A 17,302-nucleotide genomic window follows, 5' to 3' on the forward strand; every position below is an offset into this window, starting at 1 on the left:
AAGAGATCCGCGATTTGCGAAGGCTCCCGCCCTTCTTGTAATTTGTAGACTCCCCATTCTTAAGTTTGAAGAATTATCTTGATTGAGTGCATTTTTTTTCCTAAAGTTAAAAATCGCTCAGTAATAAGTTAGATAACTGAAGAATGAAAGCCCACTAAATGAAAAATTTCACCCAAACGATATTTTTTTGTGTTGCCCTTTTCAGTGCGCAAGCTGCGCTTTCCCAAGTTGCCGTAGTAGTTGGCGCAAAAAGCGATGTTGCAGCGTTAACTGCTGATCAAGTTTCGTCACTATATCTGGGGAAAACCGATAAATTTCCCAATGGAAATACCGCAATGCCGCTCGATCAAGCCACTGGCAGTGCCGTTCGAAACAACTTCTACGATAAAGTGACCGGAAAAAGTGAGGCGCAAGTAAAGTCCGCTTGGTCACGTCTGGTATTTTCAGGAAAAGGAACTCCGCCTAAAGAAGTGGCGAGCTCAGCTGAAATCAAAAAACTGGTGACAAACAACCCCAATACGATTGGTTATATTGAAAAAAGCGCGGTTGATTCCTCTGTCAAAGTGGTATTAACGTCGGACTAATATGCCGGATGAAGACTCATAACAACTTGCAATTTTCCATGTGTGTCAGCGTGTCGTAGTTAACCTAGACCTATTTTTAAGCTATCAACTAAAAAACTGGAAACCAAATATGTCTTTGGCGCACTTGATAAGTGAAAGTTATTACAGATTAAAGAATAGCTATATAAGAAATCTCTGCTAAGGCGATCTTTCAGAACAGGACACGATTATGATGAACAAAAAAATAATATCTATTAAGCTGACTAACCTGATAGTAGCCTCCTTAATTAGTATTTTTCCATTGCTGTCCTATGCCGGAGATGCTCCAACACCCACTGGAACAGACAACGTTGCGACAGAAACGCCGATGGATCCGAAAAGTCCGGTAATTCCCGATACAGGCTCCAATTTTCACGTTACCGGATTCTTATCTGTTATCGGCGGAAACATTTTTAACGGCAGTTATCCACCGAATTATATTGCCAGTGGTGGTCCGACTCAATTAATCGGTGTTAATTGCCCTTGTTACTATGCCGACTATTCCAATGGAGGGGTATATGGCCCCAATTTTTCACTCAAACCCGAATCACACGCCGGGGTGCAGATTAAGTATGACTTTAGTCCGCAGTTTAACTTTGTCGGTCAAGTTACCGTTCGTGGGACCGACAACGATCCTAATATTCAGTGGGCTTACGTAGATTACAAGTTGAATGATCATTGGGAAATTCATGTCGGTCGTCAGCGTATCCCTTTGTATTACTATTCGCCGTTCCAAGATGTCGGTTTTGCGATTCCTTGGGTTGCTGTGCCACCAGAATTATATGGATGGGAAGCGACCAACTATGACGGCGCCAGCTTGCGTTACTCCAACAGCTTCGGAAACACCAACTTCACTTCCAGCATTTATAGCGGTGGAGAAAAACTCGGGTATTCGGCTTTCTATACTAATCCCGGCGATACAGATGTCCATTGGAACAATATTGTGGGCGCTGATGCAGAAATTAATAATGGCCCGCTAACACTCAGGCTGGTCTACCTCCAAGCCAATACATTAGCAATCAATATTCCTCAAGGGCTTGACTCAGCATCGAAAATAGAAGCTTACGGATTGGCAGTTAACCTTGATTTTGATACTTGGTTTATGTTGTCTGAGGTGACACAACTAACCCGCGACTATGGTTCGGTGCAAGCCAAACAAACCGACCCTGCATCTACAATTGGTGTTGGATACCGTTTGGGAAAATGGACGCCGTTTGTTAATTACGCCCTGTTCACTCAACATAGCAGTCCTTATACGCCATCTGATGAATTTGCATACAAACGTGCTTCGTTGACTTTGCGATATGACATTGATTCCAGTAGCGACATCAAAACGCAGGTTGACCGCAATTGGGATACTACTAATACCTCCGGTGGGAATGTTAATGTAGTCCGGGTCAGTTATGACCGCGTATTTTAATGAATGGGGTCGGTATCGACAAACATAAAAACGATTATTGAATGCGGGGCGGCGATATAATTTTATTGACTCAATCCCCTCTAGCGCAACCCATACTTTTCCGCCAAATCTGCCGCTCCAGAGTGCGCGTTTATTTCAACAATTCCTTCGTCTATTAATTCTATTAATTTGTGCGAGTAAGGTAATTTACGGCTGATCAGCATATGGTAAGACAAACTTTTCACTCCGGGTATAAAGTCATAAGCAATGTTTTTTCCAATAAAATCTAATTCCCCAATAGTCTTAAAACCAATTGCAACTTCAAGTCTATCCGGCACTGCATCACAACGATTTAACTTAAGTTTAGCCATCACTTTGTCATAGCCATCTGCGCCCGTATCAATGTTTTCCGGTTCAAGCAAAAATGGGGCATAGTTATAACCAAGCACTCCGCATAATCTAAATTTTTTCAAGTCAGCGACTGAATTAATTTGAGGCTTAGGACGGCTAAGGTCATAGAAATAAACTAAATGCACTTCGTAGTAGGTTCGGCTTACAAAGAACTTTCTGTCACGTTCCTCGCTGTTCGATGCATCGAGTAACATCGCATACTTTCCACTTTCGACCTCTGCCACGCAACGATTCCAAGGGATCAATTTTATAGTTGCCTTGATTCCCTTGCGCGCCAGTATGCGTGATACGTAATCAAAGGCATAGCCAACAACTTCACTGCTCTTCTCACCATTGATACGTTTAAAATACATGTAGGGCGGCCACTCATCAATGCCATCACACATTTCAATCACGCGTGGCAACTGATCCTGGGCCTGCGCATCATTAGTGACAGCGCCAGCATGGCACATTACGCTTAATAGACTGTTGGCAAGCATTAATAAAATGCATCTAAAAAATAAGTTCATCTTAATATTTAATTAAAACCTGGTACAGATACCGACAGTAAAACCAGTAAATTGCTCAACTAGTTTCTCGTCAGCTATTGGTATACGCCGTGATAAAGCAGCGTAGGGTTTCGTGTGATCAGATTGTCTTCTGTCAGGGTCGCGAGCATGGAATCCTGATAATAAAACGAGTACCTTTTCCCAGCACGCTTTCTACAATGATCGAACCATCCAATTGTTTCGCTATTAAGTTATATACGATATTAAGCCCAAGCCCAGAGCCTCCTTTTCCGAGTTTAGTCGTAAAAAAAGGATCGAAAATCTTACCCAGATATTCAGCGGGAATACCTTTTCCGTCATCGCAAAAACTTAATTCCAGAACGCTATTCAGCATCTGGACGTTGATATCAATATGACCGATATCATCAACTTCATAGGCATGCGTCAATGCATTCATGATGAGGTTAGTCAAAATCTGTGCGAACGCACCCGAATAGGTGTTGAGTTCAATCTCTGTCGCGCAATTCACACTCACTTGAATTTTGGTTTTTTTTAGCTTGGGAGCCAGGCACATCAGCACTTCTTCAATATATTCTTTTACGTTGAAGGGCCGTTTTATTTCGTTAGTTTGATCAACAGCAATTTGCTTAAAACTTTGAATTAATTCAGCGGCTCGATGCGTATTGCCCAATATAAGTCGGGAACTTTCGATGGCGGTTTCGAGATAACGAACCATCTCGGACTTTTTGATATTTCCCGTATTCATGGCAGTTTGAATTAGCTCAGTTGCCTCCTGCAAGGTGGAAGCACCTGTTAATGTAATTCCTAGCGGTGTATTTATTTCATGTGCGACACCTGCTACCAGACCTCCAAGCGAAGCAAGGCGTTCAGCCTGCACCAGAGAATTTTGCGCCGTACGTAAATTCTGCAACGCTTGTTCAGCGCTCACTGAAGCGCGCCTTGCTACATCCTCAGCTTGTCTTGTGTTTTCGATGGTTGATTTTAGCTTGCGTTGAATCCGATTAAAACCTCCGGCAACCTCGCCAAATTCATCGCGCCTATTCTCAGGAAGTTCCTCGACCTCTTCAGTTTCATGTGTAGCGAGATCATTCAGGCTATCGCGTAACTGCGTCAGCGGCACAAAAACCATACGCAGGCTAAATGACAATGCCACGACAAGAATCAAGTCCAGTGCCAAAATTTCCAGTATTTTATGCTTCAGTTCCGCAGACAGCACCGCATTAATTGGTGCCCGGCTGAATTTGACTTCGATATGACCTATGGCTGCCTTATTTTCGGAATTGCGGTTATTTGTATCAGGAGTCGTGTACGCCAGTGACGCACTAACTTTTGAATCTTCCATGGGGATATTTGTGTTGACATTGACAATTTTTCCCACCGCGTTGCGAATTTTCCCGCTGAACAAATTGCTGCCATCGGCATCATAGACGCGAATCTCCTCGACTTCCGGCGCAATCATCTCCGACTCCAGTAAGCTATCGACTTTGGACTTGTCGAGATTCCACAGCGCCGGCGGCAAACTAATCTGCAATCGCGCCAACACGCTTAGGCGCAACTGACTATCGCGCATCTCTAATCGTTCGCTTAGCTTATATTGAGAATATGTGCCTGATATCGTCAACACAACAGTCACGATCACCACAAATATGGCAATCAAACGTAGGTAAATACGATGCATAGAGGGTTAATATCTCCATTCGACTTGCCAACCTTACCTGTAAAGTACCGAGATTAATTCTAGCTTGAGCGCAAAATTGTTGATCAAATATATAACGCGTTTGCCGTTCTCATCCTTGGCGGCAACCCATCGCAAGACAGCTGGATAATCCTGCGTTGCATAAAATAACGCTACTTCGCCGGTTTTAAGATTGATATTGCAGATTTTTTTTGTATATTTTAGTGATACGAATATCCAAGCTGATGCGTCGAAAGTTTTAACACCGCACAAAAAATCAATCGAACGTCGCTACGAATTACGATTACTCTTTGAGTATCATCGAGGTATTGCATTTAGCAATGTCTTTTTATAAAAAGTTGAACTATTTTATAAAATCAACATAATTAAAATGCGTGTTTTTATATTTATTCAGGTATTCCACATTCATTCAAAGCCTGACTTCTTCAGATTTGCGTTTTCTTGTGCAAATGTGTTTTACCACTACCTGCGACTAACTCTATCAAAAAAACACGGTTTCCGAGGCCAAGCCGAAACGCTTATCGTACTTTGATCTATTTGCAATCATACTTGCCCCTAAGGTGAATATCAGGGAAGCGATTAACAAGCTTCGGCATATTGGGGATTTTTCTAAAGTACATCAGGACATAGCCCTAAAGCTGCCCTGAAAAATTAGGCTATCAAGATACTGATTGAAATTTCCAAAAACGAAAAACCCGCATAAACACTAGGTTTATGCGGGTTTTGAGGTTTCTCGCTATTGCTTGAAACGTATATCTGGCGGAGACCTAGGGATTCGAACCCTAGATGCAGGGTTAAGCCCGCATGCTTCCTTAGCAGGGAAGTGCCTTCGACCACTCGGCCAGGTCTCCACTCTCTTCAAACTGTGTTTTTATCAAGCACCGTTTGAAGACATGCATAATAGCTTCTCACCTGCTGTTGGTCAAGAGGAAATCTAAAAAATTTATGAATTTTCTAGTCCAAATGTCTTGTGTAAAGCGCGTACTGCCAACTCCATGTATTTTTCATCGATCAATACAGAAATTTTGATTTCAGAAGTAGAGATCATTTGGATATTAATGCCCTCTTCCGACAAGGTGCGGAACATCTGCGAAGCGATACCAACATGGCTGCGCATACCAACGCCAACCACAGATACCTTGGAGACTTTAGCGTCGCCAATAATGCCGGTAGCGCTAATATGATTCTGGACGCCCGTTTTTACCAAGACTTCCATCGCATTAGTATATTCATTGCGTGGCACGGTAAAGGTGAAATCGGTTTTACCTTCAACTGATTGATTTTGGATAATCATATCCACTTCAATATTCGCGTCGGCTACCGGACCTAAAATTTGATAGGCAATACCTGGACGGTCAGGTACACCAAACACGGTGATTTTTGCTTCATCGCGATTAAACGCGATACCAGTAATTGTGGCTTGCTCCATATGGGTATCTTCCTCAAACGAAATCAGTGTGCCGGATTTTGCTTCAATTTCCAGCGGTATTAATGGGTCAGTTAATGACGATAAAACTCGGGTCGGCATTTTGTAATTGCCGGCAAATTCAACAGAACGAATTTGCAGCACTTTGGAACCGAGCGATGCCATTTCCAGCATTTCTTCAAACGTCACCGTGCGTAACCGGCGCGCTTCCGTCACCACGCGTGGGTCGGTAGTGTAGACACCATCTACATCGGTGAAGATCATACATTCTTGCGCTTTTAACGCGGCCGCTACGGCTACGGCAGAGGTATCTGATCCGCCTCGGCCCAGTGTCGTGATGTCGCCTTGCTCATTGACACCTTGGAAGCCGGTGATGATAACGATTTTTCCGGCGTCTAAATCACGCTGGACTTTAGCGTCATCAATGCTGGCAATCCGCGCTTTGGCATGCGATGCATCGGTTTTAATAGCAACTTGCCAGCCAGCATAAGATACTGCTTGCTTACCAATCGCCTGTAGTGCTATGGCTAATAAACCGACTGATACTTGCTCGCCCGTTGAGGCAATAACATCGAGTTCACGCGGATCTGGATGCTCGCAAATTTCTTTGGCTAAGCCGAGAATGCGGTTGGTTTCACCAGACATTGCGGAAGGAACCACAACAATTTGGTAGCCCGCGTCATGCCACTTGGCAACGCGCTTAGCGACATTCTTGATACGCTCGGTGGAGCCCATCGAAGTGCCGCCGTATTTTTGTACAATTAAAGCCATAGTGTAGGTATAGGTGAATGCAAAATAAGGCGAAAAGTTGAAGCAGTCGAAGCAAAAAAACAGCTCCCAACTCTACATGCTGCAACGCAAAATAACAAGCCTAGTTTGTGCATTAAATATGCTTATAACGGAATAGTATTAAGGGATTTTGTTGATCCCGATTAATAAACCGAAGAATATGCTGTTTTATGGCAATAATCCGGTGATTCCTTTGATTTACACCTTTATTTCACATTAGTCATCTTGATGGGATCCATCCATAGATCAAAATCAACACCGGAAACCAAACCCATTGCGAGCGCCACTTCACGTAAAGTCTTTCCCTCATGCAAAGCGGCTTTGGCGATTTTAGCGGCCTTGTCGTATCCAATGTGCTGGTTGAGTGCGGTGACCAACATCAGATTATTATCCAGATTGCGCTGAATCACGGCGTAATCTGGCTCAATCCCGACGGCGCAATGCAGGTTAAATGCCTGACAAGCATCACCCAATAAACCAATGCTTTCCAACACGTTATGCACCATCACCGGCTTATACACATTCAACTGAAAATTACCCTGACTACCGGCAAAAGCTGTTGCCGCATCATTCCCAAACACCTGAACGCAGACCATCGACAATGCTTCGCACTGAGTTGGATTAACCTTACCGGGCATGATAGAAGAACCGGGCTCGTTCTCTGGGATCTTGATTTCGCCGATACCGCAGCGTGGCCCACTAGCTAACCAACGCACGTCATTGGCGATTTTCAGCAATGCGCCGGCCAGCGTGCGCAAGGCAGCTGAAGTACTGACCAATGCGTCGTGCGCGGATAATGAGAAAAATTTGTTGGATGATGATCGGAACGGGAAGCCCGTAATGGCAGCAATATGACCGGCACAGACTTCGCCAAAGCGCGGATGCGCATTCAATCCGGTGCCAACCGCGGTGCCACCAATAGCCAGATCATACAGACCGGCCATCATCGTCTCGAGCGTGGCGAGTGAGTAATCAATTTGAGCGACCCAGCTACCAATTTCCTGCCCTAGTGTAATCGGGGTTGCGTCTTGCAAATGGGTGCGTCCGGTCTTCACTACCAGGTTAAACAGGTCAGCTTTATGAGCCAGCGTATTACGCAACTCAGTTACTTTGGGGAACAGGGTTTGCAGTAGCTCAGATACCACCGCAATATGCATCGCCGTCGGAAAAGTGTCGTTCGACGACTGCCCGCAATTGACATGATCATTCGGATGCACCGGCACTTTAGAACCGAGCACACCACCCATGATTTCAATTGCACGATTGGCGATTACTTCGTTGGCATTCATATTTGACTGAGTGCCAGAGCCGGTCTGGAACACGACTAACGGAAAATGCTGATTCAGCAAACCCGTCACAACTTCATCCGCCGCTTGCACAATCGGCGCCAGCAACGGCTCTGGCAACTGCCCCAATTCACCGTTGGCGAGTGCCGCCGATTTCTTCAGGATGCCCATGGCGCGAATAATGGGGAACTGCCATTTAAAACGATCAACGCCAATCGGGAAATTATCTATTGACCGCTGGGTTTGAGCTCCCCAATATTTATCGGCTGGCACCTCAATTTGTCCCATCGAATCAGACTCTATGCGCATTGTGCTCATGATATTTCTCCTTCTATATATAAAAAGATGATAGTCGATGGGGCCAATTTATGCTCTGATTGCCGTATTTTTAGCGCGCCAATCGCCGAAAACAGTTACGCCCCCTGTTTTTTAAAAAAATTAACCGATCCAATAACTTTCTAGCCAAAAATTTCCAACTTACCTCTTTAATCAGCCTGCCAGCGCAAAGTTACACACTCTGCTTCTGTGACTTGAAAATCCCCATGCACACCTATCCCGGCGGCAAATAACAATTCAGTGCCAACAAAAATAAACGGTAATCTTTCACGCTGCCAATACGGAATACCGCTAGTTTGATAGTGGCTTTTCATACTGCGGGTTGGGCGATTAACGGCTAGTTTTAAGCGTTCACCACCTTGCCTTGGGCGCATTTCCAACTGCTGCGCAAGTAACCAGGTGCGATCTATTCCAGGCTGGTCAGGCAACACCGAATCGAAATGCATGACGCCTGAAAATGCCGGAAAAGCGATACTAGTCTCGCCCTGCCATTTAAAATTTTGCACATAAGGAGTAGGTTTCGCGCAAGTCGCAATGCTGAGTTGCTGACGATAACGATGCACTTCAATGTCACCGTGTTTAACACTAACTTGCGCATCATCTCGCGCATGCAATAACTGTTTACGAATTTCAGCCAAGCGCGCAGTACTCGGCATTTGCTCGTGATGTAAGGCTATCCAATGCCGCAATACATTATCAATCCGCGCTTCAGGTAATTGCTGTAGTTGCAGCACATCCAAATTAGCCGCCCCAAAACTGCTCAGGCAATGCGCATAATCTTGTTCGGCCAATTGCTCCAGCAAATACAGAGCCGATTGCGCATGCTGTGCAGTGCGGGCAAATCGCGCTTGATAGGCAGGAAAATGCTGCGCCAATAGCGGCATAATCTGATGCCGTAACGCGTTGCGCGTATACCGTGCGTCCGAGTTTGATTCATCTTCCACATGCTGCACATGCTGTTGCACTGCGTAGTCTTCCAGCTCCGCACGCGTACAATCCAGCAACGGGCGCGCAAGTAACACGCTGGTATTCGCTAACAATCCCGGCGCACGATGGCATTGCTGCATACCGCACAAACCTGCCACACCAGCGCCGCGTAACAATTGCAGCAACATGGTTTCCGCCTGATCGTCCTGGTGATGCGCAGTGAGAATGATATCAACATGGTGACGCTCACATAGCTCACCCAATGCGGCATAACGTTTTTTGCGCGCTGCGGCTTCCACACCTTCGTCATTAGTACGGCCAAGTTGCACATGCGCGACCTCAAATGGCACATCCAAAGCAATGCATTGCTGCTGGCAATGAGTAACCCAAGCATCGGCATTCGGGCTTAGTCCATGATGCACATGAAAAGCCATTAACTGGATTGGATTTTGTTTGGTATACGCCGCGCAGAGCTGCAACAGCACTGCCGAATCCAGGCCTCCGCTATAGGCAACGGCCACACGCAAATCAGATTGGCTTGGTACGTCAGCCAATATGCTGCGCAGTGCGAGTTCAAAACGTGCTTGCATTATTCTGCTCTTAAAATGAAGAGAGGCAAGTTGCGCAGACTGTATTCCGCGCTAACCTGCCCCACTAGTTACCAACAAAAACGAATGATTTACTCAGCGCTTTTAGTTTCTTTGTATTTACCGTAGCTCATTAATTTTTCATGGCGGGCGGTGAGTAAATCTTGTGTTTTTACACCTTGGAATTGACGCAAAGTATCGGCCAACGCACGCTTAACCAAGACGCACATTTGTTTAGGATCGCGATGTGCGCCGCCTAATGGTTCGCTAATGATTTTATCAATCAAACCCATTGCCTTCAAACGGTGCGCCGTCAAGCCTAAGGCTTCCGCTGCGTCAGAAGCACGTTCAGAAGTTTTCCATAAAATGGATGCGCAACCTTCAGGAGAAATCACCGAGTAAGTCGCGTATTGCAACATCAAAACAGCATCGCCGACTGCCATTGCCAACGCGCCGCCAGATCCGCCTTCACCAATAATGGTAGCGATAAGTGGCACTTTGAGTTCAGCCATGACGTATAAATTATGCCCAATCGCTTCCGATTGACCGCGCTCTTCCGCGTCAATTCCTGGCCATGCGCCGGTGGTGTCGATGAAAGTAAAAATAGGCAAATTAAATTTTTCAGCCAGCTTCATCAAACGCATCGCTTTGCGATAACCTTCCGGCTTAGGCATACCAAAATTGCGCAAGGCGCGTTCTTTAGTGTCGCGGCCTTTTTGATGTCCCATAACCATACATGCCTGGCCATTAAAACGCGCCATACCGCCAACAATCGCCTGGTCATCCGCAAAACTGCGGTCGCCGTGCAATTCATGGAAGTCGGTGAAGATTTCGTTGATGTAATCGAGGGTATAAGGGCGTTGCGGATGGCGTGAAATTTGTGAAACCTGCCATGGAGTTAGCTTGGCGTAAATATCTTTGGTTAATAACTGACTTTTCTTGGAAAGACGATCAATTTCCTCTGAAATATCTACTGCTGAATCGTCTTGCACAAAGCGCAGTTCATCTATTTTTGATTCCAGATCAGCGACAGATTGTTCAAAGTTCAAAAATGTTGTTTTGGTCATCCTAACTCCCTCAATGCAGCGGTTAACACTACTGCTAAATTATTCTAAGTTGGCTTGCTGTTTAAACTAATTCAAACTAAAAAAAGCACACTCTTATTTTTTAAAACTTAGTTACGACTTAGTTGCGGCCCGATCAATACTCTACCGCAACCGAATCTAAACTACGCCATAAATACCACGTTGCCACAGTACGCCATGGCTCCCAATTAGCGGCCACTTCACGCGCATCGCTGCGTGACACAGGCTCACCAGAAAAATAATTAATACTGATGCCTTTTAATAAACCGAGGTCATCCAACGGCAAAATATTTGGCCGGAGCAGATTAAATATCAAAAACATCTCCGCTGTCCAGCGCCCAATGCCACGAATTTGTATAAGTTCAGAAATAACGTCTTCATCGTCCATCTCCGCCCATTTTTCAACGTGAACCCGTTTTTCTTTAAAATGTTCGGCTAAGTCGAGAATATACTCGGTTTTCCGTTTAGACAAGCCACAGGCTAATAATTGTTCTGACCCGGCATTCAGCACATTAACCGGCGTGCATTTGGTGCAGGCAGCTAAAAACCGCCCCCAAACAGCATCTGCTGCGGCAACGGAAATTTGCTGACCAATAATGGAACGGCATAAAGTAAGAAAGGGCTCGCCACGGCCAGCAAGGTGCAAATCGCCAAATTGAGGAATTAATTTACGCATGATACGGTCACGCTTCATTAATTCTTGCTTGGCTTGCTCCCAGTAGGCGGGTAATTCACGGTGTGGTTGAATAATCATGCAATTATGCTCGGCGCCATTCGGTTATGCCACCTGGCTTGTCTTCCAATATGATGTTATTGGCCAATAATTCGGCACGTAGACGGTCAGATTCTGCAAAGTTTTTGGCTAGCTTGGCTGCCGTCCGGTCTGCAATTTTAGCAGCGATTTCGGATTCTGCCATCCCATTTTCGTTGCCCGCATGCAAAAACTCTTGCGGCTCACGTTGTAAAAATCCAATTATTCCAGCCAATAACTTCAATTGCCGGGCCAGCGCCGCCGATTTGGTTTTATTCACTTCAGTGGCCAATTCAAACAAGGCAGCTACTGCTAAAGAGCTATTAAAATCATCGTACATGGCGCTATAAAACTGCTGAGCAAAGGCTTCACTCAGGTCCAACGGCAGCGGATCCGCCGGCACTTCTTTTAATGTTGAATATAAACGCTTGAGTGAGGCTTTTGCGTCATCCAAATTAGCATCCGAATAATTAATTTGGCTGCGATATTGTGCGCGCAAGATAAAAAAGCGCACCACTTCTGGGTCATATTCTTTTAAAACTTCACGAATCGTGAAAAAATTGCCTAATGATTTAGACATTTTCTCATTATCAACTCGCACAAAACCATTGTGCATCCAATAATTAACGAATTGATGCTGGTGCGCGCCTTCTGATTGGGCAATTTCATTTTCATGATGCGGGAACTGCAAATCTTGTCCACCGCCATGAATATCAAACTGCTCGCCCAAGATATCCCCCGCCATGGCCGAGCATTCAATATGCCAGCCTGGACGGCCACGCCCCCAAGGCGAATCCCACTTTACTTCTTCTGGTTCGCTTTCTTTCGCTGATTTCCATAAAACAAAATCAAGTGGATCACGTTTGCCTGAATTTACATCCACCCTCTCACCGGCACGTAAATCATCCAGTGATTTACCGGATAATTTGCCGTAACCAGGGAAATCACGCACAGAAAAATTCACATCGCCGTCAGTACCCTGGTAAGCCAAACCGTTCTTTTGGAGTTTTTCAATCAAACCCAGCATTTGCGGGATATAGCCGGTAGCAAGCGGCACATGGTCAGGCGCTAGCACGCCCAAAGCGGCCGCATCTTCTCGCATGTATTGAATATAGCGACCAGTTAAGGCAGAAATAGATTCGCCGTTTTTTACTGCGCGGGTAATGATTTTGTCATCAATATCGGTAATATTTTGCACATAAGTGACTTCATAGCCCGAAGCGCGCAACCAGCGTTGCACCATATCAAACACCACCATGACGCGCGCATGCCCAATGTGGCAGTAGTCGTAGACCGTCATACCGCACACATACATGCGCACTTTGCCTGGTTCAATTGGAGTAAATGTTTGTTTCTCACGCGCCAACGTGTTATAAATTTTTTGAGCGTTCATGTATTGAGATGGATGGTTTGAAATGAATTACCGGGTTTGACGGATTTGCTTTAATCAGCTTGTAATTAGATTGCAGACAAAATAAGGCTTTCAACTTCACTAAGATCATGTAATTTATATAAAACAATCATATAAAGACCTGCTCTTCGCAACAATCTAACAAATTCTCCCCACTTCTTTGATAATATGTTGCCTTTGCAGGGAAGCCAAAAAAAGCGGACACTAAGTATAACATTGAAGCCACCTCTAACATTGCGACCGAAATGACAAGTAAACATACACGTAGCTGGTTTATAGCACTTAGCCTGGCAATTGCAGCGCTAACTTCATCTGCCTGGGCGGATGACTCTGCGGATGTCAACAAATTAATTCAGAACAAACAGCTACCTGAAGCCATGCAAAAAGCAGACGCTTATTTGGTACAACATCCCAAAGATGCGCAAATGCGTTTTTTGAAGGGATTGATTTTTGCCGAGCAAAATAAAACCAACGAAGCGATCGCAGTGTTTACTAAGCTCACCGAGGATTATCCTGATCTGCCGGAACCTTACAATAATTTAGCGGTACTGTTTGCATCAAGCAACCAATTTGACAAAGCCCGTGCAGCACTGGAAATGGCAATACGCACCAATCCGTCCTACGGCACAGCACATGAAAATTTAGGTGACATCTACGCCAAATTAGCTAGTCAAGCCTACGATAAAGCATTGCAACTTGACTCTGGCAATACCGGCGCCAAATTAAAATTAACATTAATACGTAACTTATTTACCAACACTAATAGCGCAATTGCAACCAGCACCAAAGTTCCACCAACCACTGTCGCTGCCGCTAAACCGATCACAAACTTACCGACTAAAGCCAGTAGCGCTAAAAGCGAACCAACTCCAACAGCTCCCGTCACTGTAGCGACCGTTACTAAACCAGTTGTGCCAGTTGTGGCTAAAGCAGAACCTGCTAAGGTAGAGCCCGCTAAGTTAGAACCTGTTAAATTGGAACCAGCCAAACCAGCGCCAGCTAAAGTCGAGCCGGTAAAAGCAGAACCAACTAAGCCGGAACCTAAAGCCGTTGCCAGCAATGAAGGCCAAAATGACGTCCTGAAGGTAGTTGACGCATGGGCTGCCGCCTGGAGTGACAAAAACACCAACGCTTATTTAGCTTTTTACAGCAAAGATTTCCAATTACCTAAAGGCTCAACACGTAAAACCTGGGCAGAAGATCGTCGGGTACGGATTGAAGGTAAAGGCCATATTAGCGTAAAAATTGATGCCCCAAAAGTTGCCATTAACGGCAATACCGCCACGGTTAAATTCCGCCAAATTTACAATTCCGATCAGTTAAAAGCAGATAGTCGTAAAACCTTAGTGCTGAACAAACAAGACGGTAAATGGCAAATCGCGCAGGAGCGGACAGGTGGCTAATGCGTAGTTTTGTTTTTAAGAGTAGCGATCAAGTGATGTCTAACAAGTTAAATAGCGCCAAATTTGCTCTGCTGGCGGTGAGTTGCTGCGCATTCGTTTGTGTCGCCGCCGCTGTGCCAGCAAAGCCTGCGCCAACACGCCCAACGGCGGTAGCAATGCCAGCATCCGCATTAACGCCAGACCCGGATGCAATGCTGATTGAAGTCTATAAATTGCTGGCTCAGAACCAATTAAACTCAGCGCAAGCTCTGGCTGACAAATTGGTAGAGGCCTACCCGACGTTTCGCTTAGGCCACTTGGTTCGGGGTGATTTGCTGATGATGCATAGCTTCCCAGTCTCCACATTTGGTGCCGCAACAAATGCACCGCCAGATAAGCTGAAAGAATTACGCGATGAAGCCAGGGCGCGGATTAAATCATTAAGTGAAAGACCAAACCCCGAGCTAATTCCAAGGGCGATTCTGCAACTTCGCGATGACCAGAAACACGTTTTAGTAGTTGATGCCAAGCGCTCACGCTTATATGTGTATGAAAATCAGGCCGGACATCTCAAATTCATTTCGGATTACTACATCACCCAAGGTAAATTAGGGGTAGAAAAAAGTAAAGCCGGCGACCAAAAAACTCCGCTTGGCGTGTACTACATCACCAGCCATGTACCGGGCGCCAAATTATCTGATTTTTATGGCTCGGGCGCGTTGCCGATTAATTATCCCAACGAATGGGATAAGGTAAATGGGCGCAGCGGCTCTGGCATTTGGCTGCATGGCACGCCATCCAACAGTTTCAGCCGCCCTCCCCTTGATTCTGACGGTTGTCTGGTACTGACTAACCCGGATCTGAAAAAATTATCTGAAACGGTAGAAATCGGCAAAACACCTGTTGTCATTAGCGAGCAAGTTGAATTTATTACGCTGTCAAAATGGAATGCTGAACGCGATCTGGCCACAAAATTAATTAATGATTGGCGCCTGGACGTAGAAAGCAAAAGCAGCAAACGCTGGCTGAGTAACTACTCAAGCAGCTTTAAAAATGCCCAAGGCGAAAGTCTACCGGTCTGGTTTGACAAACAACAAATTCTATTTGCTGGCGCAGCAGATATCAGCATTAAATTAAGTGACGTAACAGTATTTAATTACCCGGGCAAAGGTAATATGTTGGTCAGCACGTTTACCCAAGAATCACGTTATGGAAAAAATCGTAATGTGACTCGAAAACGCCAGTATTGGGCAAAAGAAGCAAATCGTTGGAAAATTATTTTCGAAGGCGTAATTTAAGTTCAGCTTATTTAAGCTCAACTTTGTTTAAGTTCAACCACCTACTGAAAGAAGCCATCATGCAACTACGTTCTTATTTGCGTCTACCTGTAGTAACTTTATTGTCGGGTTTATTGCTTAGCACCGCCTGTCTGGCTGCCGAACCAGCGTCTTCTGCACCGCAGGTTGAATTAAAAACTAACGTAGGAACTATCGTTCTAGAACTGTATCCGGATGCTGCGCCTAAAACCGTTAAAAATTTTTTACAGTACGTAAAAAGTGGTTTTTACACCGGCACTATTTTCCACCGCGTCATTGATAATTTCATGATTCAAGGTGGCGGAATGGGTAAAGACTTAAAAGAAAAGAAAATGAATGCCCCTATTCCATTAGAAGCACAAATGGCGATAGATCATGGTCTTAAAAATGATATTGGCACTATTGCAATGGCACGCGAAGAAAAACCGAATACAGCTACTTCAGAATTTTTTATTAATGTCGCAAATAATGACTTTTTAAATCCGATGACGTTGCCTGATGGTGACCCAGTACAATTTACGCGTCATGGAAAACTTCAAACGCTGCCGCGCGCTCAAGCCTTATTGATTTCCGCTGGATATGCGCCATTTGGCCGCGTGATTCAAGGCATGGATGTGGTAAATCAAATTAAAGTAGTGCAAACCGATGCGGTTGGTGAAAACCAAAATCTGCCTAGAAAACCAATTATCGTTTTATCTGCCAAAATTCTTAAAACACATATAAAACCGAAATCAATCGAGGAACAAACAGCATCATCTGCCGTACCTGCAGTGACGACTCCAGTACCTGCAACTGAACCAGCAACACCGCAAACTGCACCACAAACGAATTAACCCAATACCCACTCAATGCGGGTGTTTTTAACCCTCATTAAAACCACTATGAAAGAATGAAATCATGGCCGTCTTACTTACTACTAACCATGGCAACATCAAAATTGAATTAGACGCAGAAAAAGCGCCTAAAACAGTCGCTAATTTTTTAGCCTATGTTGCTGATGACTTCTACACAAACACCATTTTTCATCGCGTTATTGATGGCTTCATGATCCAAGGCGGCGGTTTTGAGCCTGGTATGAAACAAAAAGCGACCAATGACCAAATTGAAAACGAAGCAAAAAATGGCTTGAAAAATGTCAAGTATTCACTTGCCATGGCACGTACTTCTGACCCTCATTCCGCTTCCGCTCAGTTTTTCATTAACCTGACCAACAACAGCTTCCTGGATTTTCCAGGTCAAGATGGTTGGGGCTATTGTGTATTCGGTTCCGTTATTGAAGGTATGGATGTCGTAGATAAAATCAAATCTGTCAAAACTACCCGTAGCGGCATGTTCCAAGACGTACCAGCTGAAGATGTTGTGATTATTAAGGCTGAAGTAATCTAAGCA

14 protein-coding genes and 1 tRNA gene are annotated in these 17,302 nt (G+C 44.9%); 6 read left to right on the top strand and 9 right to left on the bottom strand.

Annotated elements, in window-relative coordinates:
* Positions 1-158: 158 nt before the first annotated feature.
* Both S2091_RS17160 and S2091_RS17165 read left to right on the top strand, forming a co-directional pair.
* Entirely contained in the window at positions 159-584 is a 426-nt protein-coding gene (locus S2091_RS17160) for a type 2 periplasmic-binding domain-containing protein (protein ID WP_105533181.1), read from the top strand.
* A 208-nt stretch (positions 585-792) separates the two neighbouring features.
* Complete coding sequence (locus S2091_RS17165; RefSeq protein WP_105533182.1) at positions 793-2,022, top strand: porin family protein; 1,230 nt, start codon at positions 793-795, stop codon at positions 2,020-2,022.
* Between the two features lie 80 nt (positions 2,023-2,102).
* Here the strand turns inward: S2091_RS17165 and S2091_RS17170 are convergent, their stop codons facing one another.
* From S2091_RS17170 to cysS, 9 genes are all read right to left on the bottom strand, one after another.
* The gene (locus S2091_RS17170) at positions 2,103-2,921 is read right to left on the bottom strand and encodes a substrate-binding periplasmic protein (protein ID WP_105533183.1); all 819 of its coding nucleotides are present in this window, start codon (positions 2,919-2,921) and stop codon (positions 2,103-2,105) included.
* A gap of 133 nt (positions 2,922-3,054) precedes the next feature.
* On the bottom strand, positions 3,055-4,599 hold the full coding sequence (locus S2091_RS17175; RefSeq protein ID WP_105533184.1) for a sensor histidine kinase: 1,545 nt from the start codon (positions 4,597-4,599) through the stop codon (positions 3,055-3,057).
* 775 nt (positions 4,600-5,374) lie between these two features.
* Positions 5,375-5,468 (bottom strand) — tRNA-Ser (locus S2091_RS17185).
* Between the two features lie 92 nt (positions 5,469-5,560).
* Positions 5,561-6,814 (bottom strand): aspartate kinase, encoded by a 1,254-nt coding sequence (locus S2091_RS17190; RefSeq protein ID WP_105533186.1) that lies wholly within the window; start codon positions 6,812-6,814, stop codon positions 5,561-5,563.
* A 224-nt stretch (positions 6,815-7,038) separates the two neighbouring features.
* Positions 7,039-8,436, bottom strand: coding sequence for a class II fumarate hydratase (gene fumC, locus S2091_RS17195; RefSeq protein WP_207769738.1), 1,398 nt, complete (start codon positions 8,434-8,436; stop codon positions 7,039-7,041).
* Between the two features lie 167 nt (positions 8,437-8,603).
* The gene (tilS, locus tag S2091_RS17200) at positions 8,604-9,971 is read right to left on the bottom strand and encodes a tRNA lysidine(34) synthetase TilS (protein ID WP_105533187.1); all 1,368 of its coding nucleotides are present in this window, start codon (positions 9,969-9,971) and stop codon (positions 8,604-8,606) included.
* An 89-nt stretch (positions 9,972-10,060) separates the two neighbouring features.
* On the bottom strand, positions 10,061-11,035 hold the full coding sequence (locus S2091_RS17205) for an acetyl-CoA carboxylase carboxyltransferase subunit alpha (RefSeq protein WP_105533188.1): 975 nt from the start codon (positions 11,033-11,035) through the stop codon (positions 10,061-10,063).
* A gap of 133 nt (positions 11,036-11,168) precedes the next feature.
* Complete coding sequence (locus tag S2091_RS17210) at positions 11,169-11,807, bottom strand: DNA-3-methyladenine glycosylase family protein (RefSeq protein ID WP_105533189.1); 639 nt, start codon at positions 11,805-11,807, stop codon at positions 11,169-11,171.
* Between the two features lie 4 nt (positions 11,808-11,811).
* Entirely contained in the window at positions 11,812-13,197 is a 1,386-nt protein-coding gene (gene cysS, locus S2091_RS17215; RefSeq protein ID WP_105533190.1) for a cysteine--tRNA ligase, read from the bottom strand.
* Between the two features lie 263 nt (positions 13,198-13,460).
* On the opposite strand from cysS, the gene S2091_RS17220 reads away from it, so the two are divergent.
* From S2091_RS17220 to S2091_RS17235, 4 genes are all read left to right on the top strand, one after another.
* Positions 13,461-14,618 carry a nuclear transport factor 2 family protein gene (locus S2091_RS17220; protein ID WP_105533191.1) on the top strand — a complete coding sequence of 386 codons (1,158 nt, stop codon included), beginning with the start codon at positions 13,461-13,463 and terminating at the stop codon, positions 14,616-14,618.
* Positions 14,619-14,653: 35 nt separating this feature from the next.
* The gene (locus tag S2091_RS17225) at positions 14,654-15,895 is read left to right on the top strand and encodes a L,D-transpeptidase family protein (RefSeq protein WP_105533227.1); all 1,242 of its coding nucleotides are present in this window, start codon (positions 14,654-14,656) and stop codon (positions 15,893-15,895) included.
* 59 nt (positions 15,896-15,954) lie between these two features.
* Positions 15,955-16,746: a peptidylprolyl isomerase gene (locus S2091_RS17230; protein ID WP_105533192.1), complete on the top strand. Its 792-nt coding sequence runs from the start codon at positions 15,955-15,957 to the stop codon at positions 16,744-16,746.
* A gap of 64 nt (positions 16,747-16,810) precedes the next feature.
* Positions 16,811-17,299 carry a peptidylprolyl isomerase gene (locus tag S2091_RS17235; protein ID WP_105533193.1) on the top strand — a complete coding sequence of 163 codons (489 nt, stop codon included), beginning with the start codon at positions 16,811-16,813 and terminating at the stop codon, positions 17,297-17,299.
* The last annotated feature ends 3 nt before the right edge of the window (positions 17,300-17,302 follow it).

The sequence above is a fragment of the Solimicrobium silvestre genome, from assembly GCF_002976435.1.
In the GTDB taxonomy this organism is placed as follows: domain Bacteria; phylum Pseudomonadota; class Gammaproteobacteria; order Burkholderiales; family Burkholderiaceae_D; genus Solimicrobium; species Solimicrobium silvestre.